The following is a 21,441-nucleotide window of genomic DNA, read 5'->3' as shown; positions in this document are numbered from 1 at the left end:
TCCTTTCAAATACATAGGTAGAATGCCACTTACACAGATTTTTTTACACTCTCTGGCGGCCCAATAAAGCTCAGCATCAGCGCATCCATTACCGTCACTGATGCAAACGGAAACCCGAAGTGAGCCGGCTAAAAATGCGCTCAACTGCCGCTCACTCAGTTCGCTGGACAGCCAAAAGCTGCGCTTTTGTCTGTCCGTTAGCTTAATCGTTAGCGCCCATTTATGAACATGATGACATTTCAACAAGCTCTAAAAGATTCCGAGCAATTCAAGACAAGACATGCCTTGCTGGGCAATGGCTTTAGCATCGCGTGCCGACCGAATATCTTCCTGTACGGAAAACTATATGAGAAGGCTGACTTCTCAGAGTTGTCACCGTACGTCAAGAAGGCTTTTGAGGCGCTGTCTACGCAAGATTTTGAGCGAGTAATCAAGGCGCTCAGAGATACAAAAGAAATCATACGGGTCTATCGTGGCACGGACACGACACTTATCGAACAACTCCAGAAAGATGCAGATGGCCTGCGTGAACTCCTAGTTCAAACAATCGCTGCTTGCCATCCTGCGTGGCCCGGCGAAATATTCGAGCATGAATACACGGCATGTAGAGAGTTCATCGGAAACTTCAAAACCGTCTACACGCTAAATTACGATCTACTCCTTTATTGGGCGCAGATGCACACCCAGGACGGAGAGGATCCGAACTCGGATGACGGCTTTAGGAAGCCAGAAGACGATTTCGAAGCTACCTACGTTACATGGGAGCCTTGGAACAGTAAGACCCAAACAATGTGGTTTCTTCACGGTGCTTTGCATTTGTTTGATGCCGGCTCAGAAACTCAAAAATATACATGGATTAACACTGGGGTGCGGCTTATTGATCAGATCCGGGAGGCACTTAACAAAGACTACTACCCTATATTTGTGTCTGAAGGTACAAGCAGGGAGAAGTACGCAAAGATCAAGCACAACGATTATCTGGCAAAAGGTTACAGGAGTTTTTGCGAGATAGGCGGATGCTTGTTCATTTACGGCCACTCATTGGCTGCAAATGATGAGCACTTTCTAAAGCGTATAGAGAACGGAAAGCTCAAGAAGATATACGTATCAATATTTGGTGATCCTAACTCCACTCAAAACAAAGAGATCATTGAAAGGGCAAATCGCATGGCTACTGCTAGAAAGTACGGCGGGCTTGAAGTAGCCTTCTATGCTGCTGAATCAGCAAAGGTATGGGGCTGATGTGCGCTAACAATTCGCTGCAGGCGCGACTGCCCCGACGGGCCGCGGCCTGAGCTCAACCGTTAGCTGGATGCGTATTCTGCCCCAAAGTGATACTATAGTGTCACTTGTGATTTGGAACAGGGTGAATCCATGAAAGTTGAGCTAGTGACGAACCTTAAGCGCCAGGCGACAAAGATTCTGGCCGATCTGCATCTGTCGAAAGAGCCCGTACTGATTACTGAGCATGGCCAACCATCGGCATACCTTGTTGATGTGCAGGATTATGAGTTTATGCAGCGTCGGCTTGAATTGCTTGAGGGGCTTGCCCGGGGAGAGCGTGCTGTACTGGAGGGAAGAACCTATAGCCAAAGTGAAGCCAAAGAGAAAATGGCTAAATGGCTGAAGTAATATGGACAGAGCCAGCCCTGCAAGAACTGGATGCCATAGCTGACTACATTGCTTTGGATAATCCTGCTGCTGCAAGCGGTCTGGTCAAGGACGTGTTTGATAAGACCGGGCGTTTGGAACACTTCCCTCAATCCGGGCGCATTCCTCCTGAGTTACCTGATTCGGTTTACCGGGAGCTGGTGGTTCCACCCTGTCGCATTTTTTACCGTGAGGATAAGCAGCGGGTTCTCGTCCTTTATGTGATGCGAGAGGAGCGGCAGCTTCGTGCGTTTATGCTTGGGAACCGCTAACAACGTCGCTCGGGGGGAATGGTTGAGTTAACCACCAAGCCGGGCGGGGAGGACTGCGGAGTGAGCGATCAAAAGTGGGCCCCAACCCAATAGAGCCAAGCGCGAAAGGGCGAACGCAGTAGTTACCCCTGTCCGGGTCGCCTTGCCATCTACTGAGTGAGGTAAACCAAACCCACAACAAGGGCGCAGCAGCTACGCCGCTACAAAACAACCTTCATCCGTGAAACATCGAATCATAAAAAGAGCGCTGTAAACTACGCCGCTGCGATCTGTGAGGTGTTGGCCAATAAAAAGGGCGCACCAAGGTACACCCCTACAAACTGACTGATGTCTGCCAAATAAAAAAGGCGCAGTAAACTGCGCCTCTACAATTCAGAACCTGGCTGGGTTTAACACTCGATAATATTCACCGCCAGGCCGCCGCGTGAGGTTTCTTTGTATTTGCTCTGCATATCGCGGCCTGTGTCCCACATGGTTTTGATCACTTTATCCAACGACACCTTGTGCTCGCCTGTGCCGCGAAGGGCCAGGCGGGAGGCGTTAATGGCCTTCACGGCACCCATGGCATTCCGCTCAATACAAGGCACCTGCACCAGGCCGCCGACCGGGTCACAGGTCAGGCCCAGGTTGTGTTCCATGCCAATTTCAGCGGCGTTTTCTACATTGTCCACGCTGCCACCCAAAATCTCGGTCAGCGCACCGGCCGCCATAGAACAGGCCACGCCCACTTCGCCCTGGCAGCCCACTTCAGCGCCCGAAATAGAGGCATTTTTCTTATACAAAATGCCAATGGCGGCGGCGGTCAGCAGGTAACGGCTGTAAATTTCCGGCGTCACTGGCTGAATAAACTTGTCGTAGTACATCAGCACAGCCGGAATAATACCGGCAGCGCCATTGGTCGGTGCTGTCACCACCCGGCCACCGGCGGCGTTTTCTTCGTTCACCGCCAGCGCAAACAGGTTTACCCAGTCCATTACCTGCAGTGGGTCGGCGCTTTTTTCGGCCGCTAAACGTTTATACAGCGCCGGGGCGCGGCGTTTTACTTTTAAACCACCGGGTAAAATGCCTTCAGTGCGCATACCGCGGTTAATGCAGCTCACCATGGTTTGCCAGATGGCGCCCAGCTCAGTGCGAATTTGCTCCTCGCTTCGCAGCACTTTTTCGTTTTCCATCATCAAACCGGCAATGGACAAACCGTTGTCTTTGCACAACTTCAGCAGCTCTGCACCGCTGTTAAATGGGAAAGGTGGCGGATTGTTGGCCGCAAACTGGCTGGCGGCTTCTTTTTCCTGGGCGAAATCTTCGGCTTTGACAATAAAACCACCGCCAATGGAAAAATAAATTTCGCTCAGCAGCACCTCATTGCCTTCGTACGCAATCAGCTCCATGCCGTTGGAATGCTCTTTTAAGGTTTTGCGGCGGTGGAAAATAATGGCGCCTTCACGCGGAAACTGCACAGACCGCTGCTGGTCCAGCACAATGCTTTCGCTGCTTTCTACCTGTTTTAACAGGCCGGGTACGGCGTCGGGTTCAATGCTTTCTGGCAGATAGCCCGACAACCCCAGAATCACCGCTTTGCCGGTGCCGTGGCCTATGCCGGTCTGGCCTAAGGATCCAAACAGCTCCACTTTCACCTGAGTCACCCGGTCAAACAAACCTTGTGCGCGTAACTCTTCACAGAATTTTTTGGCGGCACGCATAGGGCCTACGGTGTGTGAACTGGACGGGCCTATGCCGATACTGAACATGTCAAATGCGCTGATGATCATAGTTATACTTCGTGTGACCTCTGACTGGCGGCTATTCTAACCAAAGCCAATCACACTGTAACCCGCTTTGTAACTGGTCGGCGCTTATTACAGCAACAGGCCAGCGTTATGCAGCGGTTTGTTCAAGCAGATTCACCAGCACAGCGGCTGTGGCGCCCCAAATCAGCTTTTGCCGGTACGGAAAAAAGTACAGCCGGTGCAACACAGGGCCAAACTGGCGCAGCTCGGAATACAAAGCACCCGGCGCCGCCAGCAGGGCCAGAGGCAGCCAGAAGGCCGATGCCACTTCATCCGCCTGCAGCACCAGCGGCTGCTCTTTGGTCAGCAAAGCCAGGTGAGGTGAAATAAAAAAGCCGGTGCCTGTCACGTAGTCTGGCAACTGGCCCAGCGCCTTGATATTGCGTTCAAGCACACCGGTTTCTTCAAAAGCTTCCCGCAGCGCCGCCTGCCAGCTGCTTTCGCCCTCTTCAATACGGCCCCCCGGAAAACTGATTTGGCCAGGGTGATGCTTTAAATGGGCGGCCCGCTCTGTCAGCAACACTTCCAGGCCTTGTGCGCCTTCACGCAGCAGTACCAACACAGCTGACGCTCTGGCCTGGGCTGGCAACAAGCGCTGGTGTGGCACCGGCAGCTGCAGTAAAAAGCGGGGGTAAAACTGCGGCCATTGCATCAGTTTTCGGGGCCTGCTGGTTCGCCGTCGGCCAGCACAGGTTCTGCTAATACCGGCAAGATGCGCTGCACTTTATCAAAGGTTTCCTGGTATTCACTGTCAGCCTCTGAATCAGCCACCAGGCCACCACCGGCCCAGCACAAAGCTTCACCTTCAGCCAGCACCAGGGTGCGTATGGCGATATTGCTGTCCATATCGCCATTCTGGTTGATATAGCCGATAGCGCCGCAATACACAGAACGGGGCTGAGGCTCCAGCTCGGCAATAATCTGCATGGCCCGTACTTTGGGCGCACCGGTAATAGAGCCCCCCGGAAAAGCGCCCCGCAGCAAGTCAAAGGCGTCAGCGTTGGGGGTGAGCTGGCCCGTCACCGTACTGACCAGATGGTGCACGGCCGGAAAGGATTCAATGGCAAACAGGGAGGGCACTTTCACCGAACCCGGCACACAGTGTTTGCCTAAATCGTTACGCAGCAAATCGACAATCATCACGTTTTCGGCGCGGTTTTTTTCTGACCGCTGCAGCTCTGCTGCATTGGCGGCATCCTGCGCCGGGTCGCTGCTGCGGGGCAACGTGCCTTTAATAGGTTTGGTCTCCACCCGGCCTTGTTTCACTTCAATAAAACGTTCAGGTGAGAGCGACAGCACACACCCTTGTGGCAGGCGCATAAACGCAGAAAAAGGCGCGCCGTTTTTGGCACGTAATTTCAGGTAAGCCTGCCATTCATCGCCCTGGTAACGGGCCGAAAACCGCTGCGCCAGGTTAATCTGGTAACAGTCGCCGCTTTTCAGGTACTGCTGCACTTTGTCGAATTTTTCGTGGTACTGCTGTGCATCCATATTGGCCGTCCAGTCGCTGCACAATGAAAATGGTGCCGCCTCAGGGGGGCTGTTAAACAGCGCTTTGCGTGCTGGCCAGCTGTGGCTGGCGTCGCCTGTGGCATCCACATACCAAAGCTCGCCCTGTTGCTGGTCCAGCACCAAAGCCCACAGATAGACCCCAACCGCTAAATCGGGCAGGGCACGGGCAGGTTCCGCCACGGCGGGCACAGGTTCCAGCAACTGGCCCAGTTCATAACCAAAAAAGCCCGCCAGTCCCCCGGCAAAAGGCAGCGCCAGCGTGGTTTGTGGCGCAGGAAAATAGTCCTGATGCAATTGCTGCAGCGTCGCAAAAGGGTCGGCACGAAATGAGCTCACTTCGCCGTTTTGGCGTAAAGTCAGCTCGCCGTCGCTGCAGGTCAGGGTGGCAACAGGTTGTGCCAGCAGAATATGGTAGCGGCTGTTGATATGGGCGGCGGCGGCGGAGTCGAACAACAGCGCCCAGGGCTGACCGGCCACAGCGGCAAAATAGCGGGTTAAATCCTGGGGCGACTCGGGTAATAACAGGGCAGTGGCCATGCGGAACTCATCTTCATCAATCGTCAATTTCCAGCAAAACGACCTGGGTCGACTAGCCGCTGGATCGGTTGCGCGGTATCATAACAGCCTGACCACTATTAGTTAATCCCGACGCTTCCGCCTGTGCAGGGGCTGAAGCGTCGTCTGAACCTGACAGAAAAGGGCACAACATGACGGTAATTCGCCAGCAAGACTTTATCGACAGCATCGAAGATGCGTTGCAGTACATCTCTTATTATCACCCGCTGGATTTTGTACAGGCGTTGGAAAAGGCCTACCACAAAGAGCAGAACCAGGCGGCCAAAGATGCAATAGCCCAAATTCTGATCAACTCACGCATGTCGGCCGAAGGCAACCGACCTATCTGTCAGGACACCGGCATTGTCACCTGTTTCGTCAAAATCGGTATGGATGTGCGCTGGGACAAAACCGACATGACAGTGCAGCAAATGGTGGACGAAGGTACCCGTCGTGCTTACCTGAACCCACACAACCCGCTGCGCGCTTCTATTGTGGCTGACCCTGCCGGGAGCCGGAAAAACACCAAAGACAACACGCCATCCGTGGTGCACATTGATATGGTGGCAGGCCACCATGTGGAAGTGATGATTGCCGCCAAAGGCGGTGGCAGTGAAAACAAAACCAAAATGGTGATGCTGAACCCGTCCGACTCTGTGGTGGAGTGGGTGCTGGAAACCCTGCCGAAAATGGGGGCGGGCTGGTGCCCGCCGGGTATGCTGGGGATTGGCATTGGTGGCACCGCCGAAAAGGCGGCTGTACTGGCCAAAGAAGCCCTGATGGAACCGGTGGATATTCAGGATCTGCTGGAAAAAGGCGCTGAAACGGCCGACGAAAAACTGCGTCTGGAACTGTACGACAAAGTCAACAAACTGGGCATTGGTGCCCAGGGTCTGGGCGGTTTAACCACAGTGGTCGATGTCAAAATTAAATCTGTCGCCACCCACGCCGCGTCCAAGCCGGTGGTGATGATCCCGAACTGTGCGGCCACCCGCCATGTGCATTTCCACCTCGATGGGTCAGGCCCGGCCCAGTTAACACCCCCCAAGCTGGAAGACTGGCCGCAGGTAACCTGGGAGCTTGGCACCAATGTGCGCCGGGTTAACCTGGACACTGTGACACCAGAGCAGGTACTGGACTGGAAAGCCGGTGAAACTGTGCTGCTGTCGGGCAAAATGCTGACCGGCCGTGATGCGGCGCACAAACGTATTGCCGATATGCTGGCCAAAGGCGAAGGCTTACCGGCTGGTGTCGACTTTAAAAACAAATTCATTTATTACGTAGGCCCGGTGGACGCCGTAGGGGATGAAGTGGTGGGCCCAGCCGGTCCGACCACAGCCACGCGGATGGATAAATTTACCGACATGATGCTGAGCCAGACCGGCTTACTTGGCATGATTGGTAAATCGGAGCGTGGTGATAAAACGGTGGACAGCATCAAAGAGCACAAGGCGGTGTACCTGATGGCGGTGGGTGGTGCAGCCTATCTGGTGTCCAAAGCTATTAAAAAAGCCCGTGTGGTCGCGTTTGAAGATTTGGGAATGGAAGCCATTTACGAGTTTGAAGTGGAAGACATGCCTGTGACTGTGGCTGTTGACAGCAACGGAAATAACGTGCATAAACAAGGACCTGCAATCTGGAAAGTGAAGATTGCCGAGCTTGAGCCAAGCGCCTGAATCTTATAATTACATCGAAAACGCCCTGATCTTCAGGGCGTTTTTTCAGGAGACTGTATGAAAGCCTTATCTTTGGTTGCTTTAGCTCTGATGAGCACTGCAGCTGTTGCCAAGTCACCACTGACCATTGAACACTTAAATAAATTCAACAAGTTATACGACGTGCATGTGTCGCCTGACGGCCGATACCTGGTGTACGGCCAGAAAAACGGCGGTTTAAACCCAGCCGATACCAGTGCTGATTTGTACCTGATGGACCTGCAGCAAGGCAATAAAGTCAGCCGTCTGACCTATAACGATGACCGTGAACACCATGTGCAGTGGTCAAAAAATTCTGACGCCTTGTATTTTATCGCAGGGCGCAGCGGTTCAGCGCAAATCTGGCGTCTGCCGTTAACCGGTGGGGAAGCCCGGCAAATCACCGAGTTACCATTGGATGTGGATGGTTTTGTGTTGTCCGGTGACGAAAACTATCTGGCACTGCAGCTGGCCAGTAAACCAGGTTGTGACACTGTGGCCTGTACAGTGGAAGCCAAACAGGTGAAAGCCGGTCAAAAAGACAGTGCCATGGTGTTTGACCAGCTGATGGTGCGGCATTGGGACACCTGGAGCGACGGTTTTCGCAGTCAGCTTTATATAGCCCGTATCGGGCAGGACAAGGTCACTGAAGCGAAAAACCTGATACCGGAGTGGAATACCGATATCGCCGGTATTGACCAGGTGGCTTTTACGCCAGACGGTAAAAACCTGGTGTTCAGCGCCAAAATTCCTGGGGTCGATCAGGCCTGGCATACCAACTTTGATATTTTTCAGGTGTCGGTCAATGGCGGCGAAAAGGTCAACTTAACCCGTGAAAACGCCGCCTGGGATGCCAGCCCGAAGTTCTCCGGCGATGGCCGTTATATGGCCTATCTGGCAATGAAAAAGCCGGTGTATGAAGCCGACCGCTTTGGCCTGATCCTGCTGGATATGGTGACAGGGGAGCGCAAGGAGCTGGCGTCTGAATGGGACCGCTCTGTCAGTGATTTCGCCTTTGGGCCGGACAGCCGCACTATTTATGTCACAGCACAGGACACAGGCCAGCACGGTATTTTTGCCATTAATACTCAGTTTGGTGATATTGCCAAAGTTTATGCCGACGGCACAGCAGGCGATTTGAATGTGCTGAAAAACAAGCTGATATTTACCAACCATAGCCTGAACAAACCGACAGACATTTACGAGCTGGCCACTGAAACCGGCATGCCCAAAGCACTGACCAACGTGAATGCCGACAACCTGAAAGACGTTCAGCTGGCCGAGTTTGCCCAGTTCAGCTTCCCCGGGGCCAATGACGAAACCGTGTTTGGCTACTGGATGAAACCCTGGAATTTCAAAGCCGGCCAGCAATACCCCATCGCCTTTATTGTGCATGGTGGCCCGCAGGGCAGCTTTGGCAATATGTTTAACTACCGCTGGAATGCCCAGCTGTGGGCGGCACAGGGCTATGGGGTGGTGATGATCGACTTCCATGGCTCTACAGGTTATGGTCAGGCCTTTACCGACTCTATCGCGCGGGATTGGGGGGGGAAACCTTTGGTTGATTTACAAAAAGGCCTGGCTTATATCACCGAAAAAGAGACCTGGCTGGATAAAAACAACGCCTGTGCATTGGGGGCCTCTTATGGCGGCTTTATGATGAACTGGATTGCCGGCAACTGGCCGGACGGCTTTAAGTGCCTGGTCAATCATGCCGGTTTGTTTGATATGCCAAGTTTTTACGGCAGTACCGAAGAGTTGTGGTTCCCAGAGCATGACATGGGCGGTATGGTCTGGACCAAAGAAGCCGACTACCATAAATTTAATCCGGCCGCTTTTACCGAGAACTGGAAAACACCTATGCTGGTGATCCATGGCTTAAAAGATTACCGTGTGCCTTATGCGCAGGGCTTGGGGGCCTTTACCACACTGCAACGCAAAGGTATTGAGTCGAAATTGGTGATTTTCCCGGATGAAAACCACTGGATCTTAAAACCGCAAAATGCCGAGCGCTGGTACAACGAAATTTTCAGCTGGATGAAGTTACAGACAGCCAAATAACGCGGGATAAGCGACGACAGGACAAAGGCTGCCCTGGGCAGCCTTTTGCATTAAACACACTTGATTTGATGGGAGCTGCATGGATTTTCTGCAGGCGCAACAGCACTGTCAGTTACAAACCGGGGCTGAGCTGGATTTTCCTTTTGGACCGGATCTCTATGTCTACAAAGTGAAAGGCAAGGTGTTTGCTATTTTATTTGCCGACAAAACACAGTGCAGCATCAACCTCAAATGCGACCCGGACCAGGCACAGGCGCTGCGCGACCTGTTCAGTGCGGTGCGCCCTGGCTACCATATGAATAAAAAACACTGGAATACTGTGGTGCTGGATGGGTCTGTACCCGCTGGTGAACTGCAACGCCAGATTGAGCATTCCTGGCAACAGGTGGTGGCGAAACTGCCACGACTGCAACAAAAGGCGCTGGCGCTGCAAGCCAGTGAACGCCTCTGATGACGAAAACCGCTTTTCCACTGACTGCCATACGTATTGTGATTCTGTACAGCCTGTTTTCGTTGCTGTGGATTTTTGGTTCTGACCGGGTATTGCACCTGATGGTGACGGACCCCTGGCTGGTGTCTGTGCTCAGTACCCTGAAAGGTTCTGCTTATGTCGCTTTAAGCGGTACTTTGCTGTACCTGCTGCTGACCAGCTGGCGCAAACAACAGTTTTACGACAATCCGGTGAATACCCGGATGAAGCAGTGGCGTCTGCTGGCAGTGGTGCTGGCCTTTATCCTGGCGTTGCCCGGCCTGACTGTGGTGACCAAAATGATGTATTCCAGTCAGTTGAAATCCCGTGCTTATGCCGATTTACACACCATCAACGAAATTAAAAAACAACAGCTGGAACAGTGGCTGGCGGAACGGCGCTATGACATCAGTGGTGTGGCCAAAGACAACGGTTTTCGTCAGCAGCTGAGTGCGTCAGAGCGCAGTGAAGAAGCCCGCCATAACCTGAGATTACGCCTGAGTAGTCTGATTGCCAGCCATGCCTTCAGCGCCATCCGTCTGTACAACCACAACCAGCAATTGCTGCTTGAAGTAGGGCAGGTGCATCCTGGTTTTCATGGGATCAACTGGTCAGGTCCGCAGCCGGTCTTTCATTGTTTCAGCGCAGAACTACAGGAGTTTTGTAGCCTGAACTGGCGTTTGCAACTGGCGGCGGATCAGCAATTGTATCGGCTGGAATTGCAGGCCGACGCCAGTCAGTTTTTGTTTCCTGTGCTGCAGACCTGGCCGGTCAGCAGCCCGACAGCAGAAGTGCTGCTGGTCAAAAAACAGGATGCACAGGTGCAGTTTCTGAACCCGTTGCGGCATGCAAAAGCCGGACAGGAGAGGCAGTTTGACCTGAACGAAGAAATATTGACCGCCAAAGCCTTGCGTCAGCGTCAGCCTGGTGCTGCTGAAATCAGCGACTACCGGGGGGCCGCAGTGCTTGGCGCTTATGCTCCCGTGGCGAACACCGACTGGATGCTGGTGACCAAGGTGGATACGGCCGAAGTGCTGGCCCCCATTGACACCCTGTTATTGTGGCTGGCCCTGGTGGCTGGCAGTTTGTTATTGGTGCTGCTCCTGCTCGTGTTGTTTTACTGGCGTGAGCTGATGCAAAACCATTATCTGGAGCTGCAAAACCGTCAGCAGATGCAGGACAAACAAGTGCGGGCTTTTTTCGATTTGCCATTTTTGGGCATGGCCGTGCTGCACCGTATTCATCAGCCTTTTTTACAGGTGAACCAGCGACTGGCTGAGATCCTGGGGTATTCGCAGGACGAGCTGCTGCAGTTGTCGTTATGGGATTTGCTTGCGGAAAACCAACTGGCCAATTTACCTATGGACCAGTTGCGGGAGGGGCAGCCCCTGACGCTGGATTTGTCCCTGAAACACAAATCGGGCCGTTTACGGGTGATCCGGCTGATGATCCAAAAGCAGCAAGGGAAAGCGCAACAGGACTGGATCCTCGCCAGTTTTGATGATGTGACCGAAAAACGCCAGCTCTATGCCGACCTGACCCAAAGCAATCAGCAGCTGCAACACAGTGCGCAGCAGCTCGACAGCATTCTCAATGCCAGCTCTGCTGTCCTGCACCGGATAGAACTGGACGGTCAACACTGCAGCACCACCTGGGTCAGTGCCAATGTCAGCCGGGTGCTGGGTTTTGAACCTGGCTTGTGTCTGGTACCGGGCTGGTGGGAGCAGCAGGTCCACCCGGACGACCTGGGGAGGGCAACCCTGGCCTTGCAGCAAACCATGGAAAAGGGGTACTACAGCCACGAATACCGCTTTTATGCCGCCGACGGTTCGCTGAAATACATTCGGGATGATTTGCGGTTGTTGCCTGCCGGGCGTGATGGCCAGCAACTGGTGCTTGGCGCCATGCTGGATCTGACAGAGCTGGTGCACAGCAGGCAACAGCAGCAAGCCACGGTCAACCGCTTGCAAACCTTATTTAACACCATGTCAGAGGGGTTAATTCTGTACGACGAGCAAGCCTGTCTGCTGGACTGTAACCCAGCAGCGGAACGTATTCTGGCCCGCAGTAAACAGCAGTTGATCGAGGAAAACAAACAGGGCGATCGCTGGATTTTTGTTGATGAAGAGGGGAATGCGGTTCCGCTTGGGTTACTGCCGAGCCGTCAGGTGCTGAGCACCGGAGCCTCAGTGCGAGACCGCGTGTTGGGCTTTTACAACGGTACTGAGCTGCGCTGGCTCAGCAGCAACGCAGAACCTTTGCTGGAAGATGGTGTGCTCAAAGGAGCACTGGTGACCATTGAAGACATCAGTCAGAGTATCAGCACCCGTCAGGAGTTAAAGCAGCGCGCACAAATCATGGCGCAACAGGCTGATTTGGCTGCTTCTTTATTGCAACACAGCGACTGGCTGAGTCTGTTGCAGCAGAGCCTGCCGGCGATGGCGCAAACCCTGGGCGCTGACGCTATGTACCTGTACCAGAACAAAAGTTCTGAACACTGTGAGCAACTGGCGTTATGGCAACAAGACACCAGTTACTGCTTCAACCCTTTACAGCTGAGCACAAAAGACAGTCAGGCCTGTGCTTACCTTGTCGCAGAGCTGAGCGCCGGACGCAGCGTTGCAGGTGCTGTGGCGCAGCTGCCGGGGCCGGTTCAGCAGCCGTGGCGTGACCTGGGGGTGACGGCCATTGCGCTGTTGCCGGTGATGCTGGACGGCCACTGGTGGGGGGTTCTTGGCGTAGAGTCTGGAGTGGCCAACAGGCAGTGGAATACGGTGGAAATGGACGCGCTGAAAATGCTGGCGTCAGCTTTGGGGTATGCGGTCAGACGCCAGCGCTTTGAATCCTCGTTGCGCCAGGCGGCCGCGGTGTTTCAGAGCACCCGCGAAGGCATTATGATCACCGACTCGGACAACCGCATTATTCAGGTGAACCAGTCATTGCTGCGGATGTTGGGTTATGAAGAACAGGAAGTGTTGGGGCAGACACCGGCTATCTTTGCTTCTGGCCGACACGATGCAGCCTTTTACCGGCAAATGTGGCAGGAGCTGAAGGAACGGGGCTACTGGCAAGGCGAAGTCTGGAACCGCCGTAAAAATGGCGAGGTGTATCCTGAGCTGCTCAGCATCAGCACCATTCGTGATCCGCAAAATACGCTGAGCCACTATGTGGCCGTATTTGCCGATATTACCCAGTTAAAGGCGTCGGAGCAGGAACTGGAGTTTCTTGCCCACCATGATGTACTGACTGGTTTGCCAAACCGGTTGCTGATGAATTCCAGGCTGCAGAATGCAGTGCAGCAGGCTAAACGTGACCAGCAGCAATTTGCCGTGCTGATGCTGGACCTGGACCGCTTTAAATACATTAACGACAGTTTCGGCCACCCAAGCGGGGACGAATTGCTGAAGCTGGTGTCGACCACCTTAAGCCAGCGGCTGCGCAGCACTGACACTGTGGCCCGGTTTGGTGGCGACGAGTTTATTATTCTGCTGGAGCGGTTGCAGCATGCGGAAGATGCCGCGCGTTTCGCCAGTGAACTGATCCAGTTGCTCAGTCAGCCCTGGTTGTTGAGCAATGATGTGGAGGTTCGTATTGGTGCCAGCATTGGTATCTCAGTCTTTCCGGATCATGGTGAAGATGGCGCCGTGCTGCTCAGCCATGCCGACGCCGCCCTGTACCGTGCCAAAGAGCAGGGCCGTGGCCGTTTTGCTTACTATTCAGACGATTTAACCCTTTATGCCAGAGAGCGCATTGCACTGGAAGGACGGCTGCGTGGCGCTTTGAAAGCCAATCAGTTCCGGGTCTATTACCAGCCTCAGGTAGAGCTGAAATCTGGCCGTATTGTCGGCGCGGAAGCGTTGATCCGCTGGCTGGACCCGGTGGAAGGCTTAATTCCGCCCGGGCGTTTTATTCCAATTGCCGAAGACACAGGCCTGATTGGCCCTATCGGCGACTGGGTGCTGGCCGAAACCTGCCGTCAGGGGGCGGCCTGGTTGGACGCCGGGTTGACGCCGGTAAAACTTGCGGTCAATTTGTCGTCTCATCAGTTCAGTCAGGGCAATATCCACGAACGCACAGCCCAAATACTGCAGCAGACAGGTTTCCCTGCACAGTGGCTGGAGCTGGAACTGACCGAAAGCGCCATTATGGACAGAGAGCTGGAAGCCTCTGTGCTGTTGACCGAATTGCACCAGATGGGGGTCAATCTGGCCATTGACGACTTTGGCACCGGTTATTCGTCCTTTGCCTACTTACAGCGTTACCGGCTGGACGTGCTGAAAATCGACAAGAGCTTTATGGACGATGTGGAATTTAACCCGGAAAGCCGGGCCATTGTCAGTGCCATTATTTCCATGGCGCATATTATGGGGCTGAAAGCGCTGGCTGAAGGGGTGGAACGCGCCAGTCAGGTCGAGTTTTTACTGGGACAGGGCTGTGATTATTACCAGGGCTACTATTGCAGTAAACCCGTTCCAGCCCAGGACTTTGCCGCTTTATTGTCTGCCACAGTCACAGAACAGCCCGCATAAAGCGGGCTGTTCTGTGATAAAACAACGAAGACTTACTGAACTGTCCCGTAGGGGCTCAGGCTGGTTTTTTGTAGGGGCCGGATCACGCCCTGGTAGTTTTCATCATCTGAACCAATGAGGAGTGCGGCTTGCTCCTGGCCTTGTGCCGGTAGTGCCATGCCTTCCACTTTCAGACCGTCCAGCCGCCAGAACACCGGGCGTTGTGCCATCAGGCTGACAGGCTGCGTCTGGGCCGGGTTGACCAGCGCCAGCGGGTAAATGACTGAATGAAAAGGACCATTGTCGCCGTTATCGGCCACTGCACTGGCCCAGAGCACATCGTTTTGTAAAAACAGGTCGGAAATTTTGCGTGGGTAGACGGCGCTGTCCACCCCTGTTGGCCCCGTGACCTGCAGTTTCTGGCTGTTCCAGCTCAGGGCTGAACTGGCTAAATTCAGCTCTCCCCATTGCAGGAACCCCGGGGTTGTAGCGCTGCCGCGTTCGCCCAGTATCAGCAGGTACTTTTGTTCAGCTTTGGCGCTGCACGCCAGGCCTTCAAAGTTATCGCCTTCCAGCTGTGGGTTATTATCCCGCTCCACCGGCAGCTCATAAAACGCCAGCACCTGAGCGTAAGACGGAAACACTTTCAGGTGAAACAGGCGGCCAAAAGCCCCTTGCCAGGTGCCGCTTTCAGCGGCCAGGTATTCACCGGGCCGGCCAGGCAAAGCACACAAAGCTTCAAGATCGCTGGCCATCTGACCGGCCGGCCAGTTGGTGACAAAAAGCGGCTGATGCACAGGGGACTGATCGGCACTCACTTGAATACTGACCAGCCGGTCGCCGGGTCGCTGGATTTTTTTATCCTGTACCGCCAGATAGCTGACGCCATCATGACTGGCTAAACCGCTGATGGCGGGCAATGCATTCTGTATTTTGTTACGCAGCGGGCTGAACCAGCGTGGGTCCAGGTTCAGCTGGAACAACAAAGGGGACATCGACTTAAATTTGTCGGCATGGGTGCCACATTGAATATTGTCGCTGTAATGCTGCTTCCAGGGGTCGTTGACCAGATACAGGGTGCCATCTGCGTAGGTTACGGCTTCGATGGCGGTTTGCACCAGCTTGTCGTAGGGCTGGCACAGGCCTGAATCGTCGGTGCTGACATAGAAACTGAGTTTCTGTACATAAGGCGGTACCCTGTTGGTCAGGTCAAACACCCAAAGCTCGTCGTCATTCCGCGCCACAGCGGCCAGATACCCCGGATGGCCCTGCAGCGGGCTTGGAATAAACTCAATGCCATTGATCGGGTGGTCAGCGTCATCCAGCGGTGGCATGGTCAGATTGGCGTCTATCACTTTGACCAGGTTGTCACGGGCCCAAAAGTCTGAGGTTAAGCGGGTTTTAAAAATACGGGGTTTATTCGCCATATCCTGCTCAACCGCCAGGTACAGGTTCAGATGGCTGTCCACCGCCAGGCCTTCCACACCGTCATTGGGGAAATTGCCCAGTTTGGCTTCAGGCGGAAACTGCACCGGCCGCACTGCGACAATCTCTGCGCGGGTCAGCGCTGGGTCCACCTGAATTTTCAGCAGCAGCGTGGGGTAGAGCGTGGAATTGGTTTTGGCAAACTTACGGCTGCAGTCCGGGCTCAGGCTGTAGTTGGACGCATCTTCGGTCACAGTGATCAGGGTTGTCTCATCAATGCGGTCCCAGGTCAGGGCTTCCAGATCCGGTTTTTCACTCAGGTACTGATAAAAACAGCTGGATTTCAGCGAATCAGCCACAGTGATCGGGATTGGCGCTGTGATCGCCTGGCCGGTTTGTGGGGTGAGCCGGAACAGTTTCATCCGGGTGCTTTCATCGGCGCTTTGATCGCCAAGAGCGACCAGCTCACCTTTGCGAAAGGTCAGGCCGGAGGTTTGTGGGTCCAGCAAAGGTTGCTGGGCTAAATCTTTAATCCAGCGCCCGGTCAGCGCGGTTTCGGCAACAGCGTGCTGGCACAGGCTTGACGCCATCACGACTGCCAGTACAACAGAAAAGCATTTCATAAACTCAAAGGCCCAATCTCAGGGGGTCATTTGGCGCTTAACATACGATCTGTACTGACTTTTCGCCAGTGCAAACCCGATGAAAAAACGAATTTAACGCTCAATATGCATTTTGTGCTGGAAAAAACAACGGCCGCAAAAGCGGCCGCTGGGGATTGGCTGAGCCAGGCTCAATAACCCTGCTCGTGCACGTCACGTACAGCACGGCCTGACGGGTCAGTCAGTTGGGCCATTTTAGCGTCCCAGGCCAGGGCTTCAGGCGTGGAGCAGGCGACTGACTTACCGCCCGGAACGCAAGCGATAGCGGCCGGGTGTGGGAAATGCTCTTCAAAAATGGTGCGGTACAGGTACCCTTCTTTGGTGTCCGGTGTGTTGACCGGGAAGCGGAAGCTGGCGGTGGCCATCTGCTGGTCTGTCACTTCTTTTTCCGCATAGGCTTTTAAGCTGTCAATCCAGCTGTAGCCCACGCCGTCGGAGAACTGCTCTTTCTGGCGCCATAAAATTTCTTTGGGCAAAGCGCCTTCAAAAGCTTCACGCAGAATGTGTTTTTCCATTTTGCCGCCACCGCACATTTTGGCCTGCGGGTTTAAGCGCATGGCGGTGTCCATAAAGTGCTTGTCGAGGAAAGGCACCCGGGCTTCAATGCCCCAGGCCGACATGGCTTTGTTGGCGCGGTTGCAGTCGAACATATGCAAACGGTCCAGCTTCCGCAGCGTTTCTTCATGGAACTCTTGGGCGTTTGGCGCTTTGTGGAAATACAGGTAACCGCCGAAGATTTCATCCGAGCCTTCGCCGGACAGCACCATTTTAATGCCCATGGCTTTGATTTTACGCGCCATCAGATACATAGGGGTGGACGCCCGGATGGTGGTGACATCGTAAGTCTCGAGGAAATACACCACGTCACGCAAAGCATCTATGCCTTCCTGCACGGTAAAATGCACTTCGTGGTGCACTGTGCCAATGGAATCTGCCACTTTGCGGGCCGCCGCCAAATCCGGTGAGCCCTGCAGGCCGACCGCAAAAGAGTGCAGCCGTGGCCACCAGGCTTCGGACTGATCGTCATCTTCGACCCGGTTACGCGCAAACTGCTGGGTAATGGCGGAGATTAAGCTGGAATCCAGACCACCAGACAGCAACACACCATAAGGCACGTCGGACATCAGGTGGCTCTTCACGCTGTGCTCCAGCGCCGCTTTCAGCTCAGCCAAATTGGCCGGGTTGTCTTTGACGGCGTCATAGCTCATCCAGTCACGCTGGTAGTACTTCACCAGTTTGCCCACTTTGCTGTCAAAAAAATGGCCTGGCGGGAATTCCTGCATTTGTTTACAGACAGGCACCAGGGCTTTGAGCTCAGACGCCACATAGAGCTGACCATGTTCGTCATAACCGTAATAAAGCGGAATAATGCCGATATGGTCACGCGCCACCAGATAACGCTGCTGCTCAGCGTCATACAGAATAAAAGCAAACATGCCCTGCAGCTGGTCGATAAAGTCGCTGCCATGCTGCAGGTACAACGGCAGAATCACCTCACAGTCCGACTTGGTCTGGAACTGATAGTCGACGGTCAGGTTTTTCTCTAAATTCTTGTGATTATAAATTTCACCATTCACTGCCAGAATGTGATTTCGATTCGGATTAATCAGGGGCTGGGCGCCATTTTCAGTATCTACAATAGCCAGACGCTCGTGCACTAAAATGGCATTGTCGTCGTTCCATACACCGGACCAGTCCGGACCACGATGGCGTAATAACTTAGATAACTGTAGCGCCTGTTGGCGCAAGGCTTTAACATCCGTCTTGATGTCAAGCACCCCAAATATCGAACACATGATAACCTCTTGTTTAATTCAATCCGATGTAAAATTCACTAGTTTTGGCAGTATGTACGTCTATACGTACCCTTTGACTCTGCCAGTTGCATCAGAAAAAGCAAGAGGTTTTTTCGGCAAAACCGGAGGTAAGGCCTGGCTGAAGTTTTCAGAGCGGGCCACAGGATAACCGCATGACCCCAACAGAAAAACCTGGCCGATTTTTGGCACCGCCTCAGTGGCAGAGCGATATTTTTCTTACAAATCCGCTGTTTAACGATCTTGCTTTACGCTTTCCCCTGGCTGACTGCCGCCAGTTTCCGGATTGCCGGCAACTGACGCAGTGGCTGCATCAACAGACCGGATTAACGGACTGGCGTTTTGTGGACCAAAGCGTGCTGGAACAGGACGGCCGTTACTACGAAGACTTTATTTTTGACACCCGGCAAATTCCGCTGCGGGCCAACAACTGGCATGACTTATTTGGTGCACTGATTTGGTGTTTGTTTCCTGCCACCAAGCAGCAGATCAACAGGCTGCACCGCACCGAACTGCAGGCGCATGGCCAGAAAGTACGCAGTAAAATCCGTCATAAGCTGACCTTGCTGGATGAATGTGGCGTGGTGTTGTGCCTGACACCAGAACAGGCTGAACTGGCGCAGTGGCTGCGGCAACATCAATGGCAAAAAGCGTTTTATCAGCAGCGGGATCTCTGGACTCAGCTAAAACCGATGATCTTCGGCCACGCCAATTATGAAATGGCCACCCGGCCCTTTATTGGCCTGACCGCCAAGCTGTGGCTGCTGGAAATAGATGCTGACCGGCAGCAAGAATTTGATACAGAGCGTTACAGTTTTGTAGATGAATTATTAGCAAAACAACTTGCCAAGCCTGAGCAACTGCTGAATCATCAGCAACTTAGCCCATTGCCTTTGTTAGGTGTACCTGGGTGGTTTGCGGGCCAGGACCTGGCGTTTTATCAGGACACCAGTTATTTCCGGCCAAAACGGCAACAGACAGAACAGGGAGTTTCCTGATGATTGAAATCAGCGGACTGGCAAAATCCTTTGCCATCAGTCGCGGCCAGAAAGTATCCGACAGTGAAAAACAGGATGTGCGTTACAGCAAAGACGCTTTTCATTCGGTGCGTCATGTCAGTTTTCACTGCGGTGCAGGGGAAGTGCTGGGCCTGCTGGGCCCCAACGGGGCGGGTAAAACCACCACCTTACGTATTTTATCTACCGCGCTGCAGCCGGATGCCGGCTCTGTGGTGATTGATGGTGCCGATGTGCTGAAAAAGCCGGTGCAGGCACGGAAGAAAATCGGCTTTTTGTCCAGCAATACCGGTTTGTATGGCCGGCTGACCGCGCTGGAAAATGTCGCCTATTTTGGCCGTTTGCATGGCATGAGCGAAGCCGCGCTGAAACAGCGGATTGACGAGTTGTTCACTCTTTTGAATATGCATGACTTTGCCAACCGCCGTGCCGACGCCATGTCGACCGGGATGAAACAAAAAACCGCCATAGCCCGGGCCGTGGTGCATTCCCCTGCCGTGGTGATTCTGGATGAACCGACGACGGGCCTCGATATTATGACGACTCAGACGGTCCTGGATTTTATCCAGTCGCTGAAACAACAGGGCACGCCGGTGATTTTTTCGACGCACCATCTGGATGAAGTGTCGTCCCTGTGCGACCGGGTGGTGGTGATTGATAAAGGCATCAGCGCTTTTGCTGACAGCCTGGATGCCTTTAAGGCATTGAGCCCAACCGGCGATTTACGTCAGTCCTTTTTGGCTGTGATTCAGAAGGAGCAGAATTAAATGTGGCAGGTGTATCTGAAAGAACTGACCGAGCTGGTCCGTGATAAAAAAACCATGTTTTTTGTGATCCTGTTGCCTATTCTGGTGTTCCCTGTGCTGTTTGGCATTATGGGGGCTGTGATGGCCAATGTGGTGAAAAAGGCCGAATCGGAAGAACACCGGTATGTGATTATCAATGCAGACAAGGCCCCTGAATTGAAGGAGGCGTTGTTTTACCACAAAAACTTTAAACAGGTGGAGTCTGAGCTGACCGAAGTCGACCAGCTGAAGCAAGCCATTCGTGACAATAAGTTTGATCTGGCCATTATGATTCCGGCTGATTTTGACCCCTCGGCGGAACAGCTGAACCAAAGCACCTGGACTGTGGTGTACAACATGTCGTCGCAGCTGGACATGATTGATAAGTACTTCAACGACCTGTTAAATGAGTACGGCAAGCAACTGCAGCTGGCCAAAATGGAAAAGCTGGGGGTGGCCAAAGAGCAGGTGAACGCCTTACTGCAGCCAGTGAAGCTGGACAAGGTGAACACCGCGGAAAGCCGGGAAAACCTGGGTGAAAAGATTGGTGGTTTTATTGCCTACATACTGATCCCGCTGTGTCTGATGGGCTGCTCCTATCCGGCCATCGATATAGGTGCCGGCGAAAAAGAGCGTGGTACGCTGGAAACCCTGCTGATTTGCCCCATCAGCCGGACGGCCATAGTGCTGGGGAAATTCTTCACTGTACTGACCACAGGGCTGGCGACGGCGATGATCACCGTGACCAGCTTTGGCGGTTGGGGTTATCTGATTGGCTCCATTATGGGCGTGGATATAGTCGAAAAAACCATGAGCACGCTGGGCCTGGCTGATTTAGTGTTGATTTTATTGATGCTGATCCCGCTGTCGTCCATTTTTGCTTCCTTGCTGCTCAGTCTGTCGATTTACGCCCGCAGCTTTAAAGAAGCGCAAAACTATGTAGGCCCGCTGAGCATGATCATCTTTATGCCGCTGGTGGTGGCGTTATTGCCTGGGGTTGAGCTGAACTGGGCCATGGCGATGCTGCCGGTGACCAATGTGGCGCTGGCGATTAAAGAGCTGATTAAAGGCACCATGGACACCGGCATGTTGCTGGCAATTCTGGGGTCGACAGTGGTGTTGGCCGGGGCTTTATTGGCATTTTGTGTCCACTGGTTCCAGAAAGAAAAAGTGTTATTCCGTTAGTAAAAGTGCAACAAACCCGGCCTGGCCGGGTTTGTTTTTAGCCGGA

At 53.6% G+C, this 21,441-nt stretch carries 15 protein-coding genes; 10 read left to right on the top strand and 5 right to left on the bottom strand.

All coding sequences use genetic code 11. The annotated features are described in order from the left end of the window. The first annotated feature begins 231 nt into the window (after window positions 1–231). From WKJ04_RS15745 to WKJ04_RS15735, 3 genes are all read left to right on the top strand, one after another. A complete protein-coding gene (locus WKJ04_RS15745) occupies window positions 232–1,242 on the top strand; it encodes a DUF4917 family protein (protein ID WP_337881284.1) in 1,011 nt (336 codons plus the stop codon). Between the two features lie 132 nt (window positions 1,243–1,374). Then, a complete protein-coding gene (locus WKJ04_RS15740; RefSeq protein ID WP_337881283.1) occupies window positions 1,375–1,632 on the top strand; it encodes a type II toxin-antitoxin system Phd/YefM family antitoxin in 258 nt (85 codons plus the stop codon). Further along, window positions 1,620–1,922: a type II toxin-antitoxin system RelE/ParE family toxin gene (locus tag WKJ04_RS15735; RefSeq protein WP_337881282.1), complete on the top strand. Its 303-nt coding sequence runs from the start codon at window positions 1,620–1,622 to the stop codon at window positions 1,920–1,922. Before WKJ04_RS15740 ends, WKJ04_RS15735 begins: the two co-directional genes overlap by 13 nt. Window positions 1,923–2,311: 389 nt before the next feature. Here the strand turns inward: WKJ04_RS15735 and WKJ04_RS15730 are convergent, their stop codons facing one another. From WKJ04_RS15730 to pabB, 3 genes are all read right to left on the bottom strand, one after another. Beyond that, window positions 2,312–3,691 (bottom strand): L-serine ammonia-lyase, encoded by a 1,380-nt coding sequence (locus WKJ04_RS15730; RefSeq protein ID WP_337881281.1) that lies wholly within the window; start codon window positions 3,689–3,691, stop codon window positions 2,312–2,314. A 106-nt stretch (window positions 3,692–3,797) separates the two neighbouring features. Beyond that, window positions 3,798–4,361, bottom strand: coding sequence for a CoA pyrophosphatase (locus WKJ04_RS15725; protein WP_337881280.1), 564 nt, complete (start codon window positions 4,359–4,361; stop codon window positions 3,798–3,800). Further along, a complete protein-coding gene (gene pabB / locus WKJ04_RS15720) occupies window positions 4,361–5,758 on the bottom strand; it encodes an aminodeoxychorismate synthase component I (protein ID WP_337881279.1) in 1,398 nt (465 codons plus the stop codon). Before pabB ends, WKJ04_RS15725 begins: the two co-directional genes overlap by 1 nt. Before the next feature lie 170 nt (window positions 5,759–5,928). On the opposite strand from pabB, the gene WKJ04_RS15715 reads away from it, so the two are divergent. The 4 genes from WKJ04_RS15715 (at window position 5,929) to WKJ04_RS15700 (ending at window position 14,529) form a co-directional block, all read left to right on the top strand. After that, window positions 5,929–7,452, top strand: coding sequence for a fumarate hydratase (locus tag WKJ04_RS15715; protein ID WP_337881278.1), 1,524 nt, complete (start codon window positions 5,929–5,931; stop codon window positions 7,450–7,452). A 57-nt stretch (window positions 7,453–7,509) separates the two neighbouring features. Further along, window positions 7,510–9,531, top strand: a complete 2,022-nt coding sequence (locus WKJ04_RS15710) for a S9 family peptidase (protein WP_337881277.1) — start codon at window positions 7,510–7,512, stop codon at window positions 9,529–9,531. 79 nt (window positions 9,532–9,610) lie between these two features. After that, window positions 9,611–9,982: an MmcQ/YjbR family DNA-binding protein gene (locus WKJ04_RS15705; RefSeq protein WP_337881276.1), complete on the top strand. Its 372-nt coding sequence runs from the start codon at window positions 9,611–9,613 to the stop codon at window positions 9,980–9,982. Further along, on the top strand, window positions 9,982–14,529 hold the full coding sequence (locus WKJ04_RS15700; protein ID WP_337881275.1) for an EAL domain-containing protein: 4,548 nt from the start codon (window positions 9,982–9,984) through the stop codon (window positions 14,527–14,529). The genes WKJ04_RS15705 and WKJ04_RS15700 overlap by 1 nt, the downstream gene beginning before the upstream one ends. A 32-nt stretch (window positions 14,530–14,561) precedes the next feature. Here the strand turns inward: WKJ04_RS15700 and WKJ04_RS15695 are convergent, their stop codons facing one another. Together WKJ04_RS15695 and asnB are read right to left on the bottom strand one after the other, a co-directional pair. Continuing rightward, window positions 14,562–16,523, bottom strand: a complete 1,962-nt coding sequence (locus tag WKJ04_RS15695; RefSeq protein WP_337881274.1) for a hypothetical protein — start codon at window positions 16,521–16,523, stop codon at window positions 14,562–14,564. A 203-nt stretch (window positions 16,524–16,726) separates the two neighbouring features. Further along, window positions 16,727–18,391, bottom strand: coding sequence for an asparagine synthase B (gene asnB / locus WKJ04_RS15690; RefSeq protein ID WP_337881273.1), 1,665 nt, complete (start codon window positions 18,389–18,391; stop codon window positions 16,727–16,729). Between the two features lie 173 nt (window positions 18,392–18,564). Here asnB and WKJ04_RS15685 point away from each other — a divergent pair, with 173 nt between their 5' ends. From WKJ04_RS15685 to WKJ04_RS15675, 3 genes are read left to right on the top strand one after another with little or no spacing between them, the layout of a single operon-like run. Further along, window positions 18,565–19,407, top strand: coding sequence for a DUF3025 domain-containing protein (locus WKJ04_RS15685; protein WP_337881272.1), 843 nt, complete (start codon window positions 18,565–18,567; stop codon window positions 19,405–19,407). Continuing rightward, window positions 19,407–20,192 (top strand): ATP-binding cassette domain-containing protein, encoded by a 786-nt coding sequence (locus WKJ04_RS15680; protein WP_337881271.1) that lies wholly within the window; start codon window positions 19,407–19,409, stop codon window positions 20,190–20,192. Before WKJ04_RS15685 ends, WKJ04_RS15680 begins: the two co-directional genes overlap by 1 nt. Further along, complete coding sequence (locus WKJ04_RS15675) at window positions 20,193–21,395, top strand: ABC transporter permease (RefSeq protein ID WP_337881270.1); 1,203 nt, start codon at window positions 20,193–20,195, stop codon at window positions 21,393–21,395. The last annotated feature ends 46 nt before the right edge of the window (window positions 21,396–21,441 follow it).

Source organism: Rheinheimera sp. (assembly GCF_037442345.1).
GTDB lineage: Bacteria > Pseudomonadota > Gammaproteobacteria > Enterobacterales > Alteromonadaceae > Pararheinheimera.
This window is presented reverse-complemented; position numbering and strand designations above follow the sequence as displayed.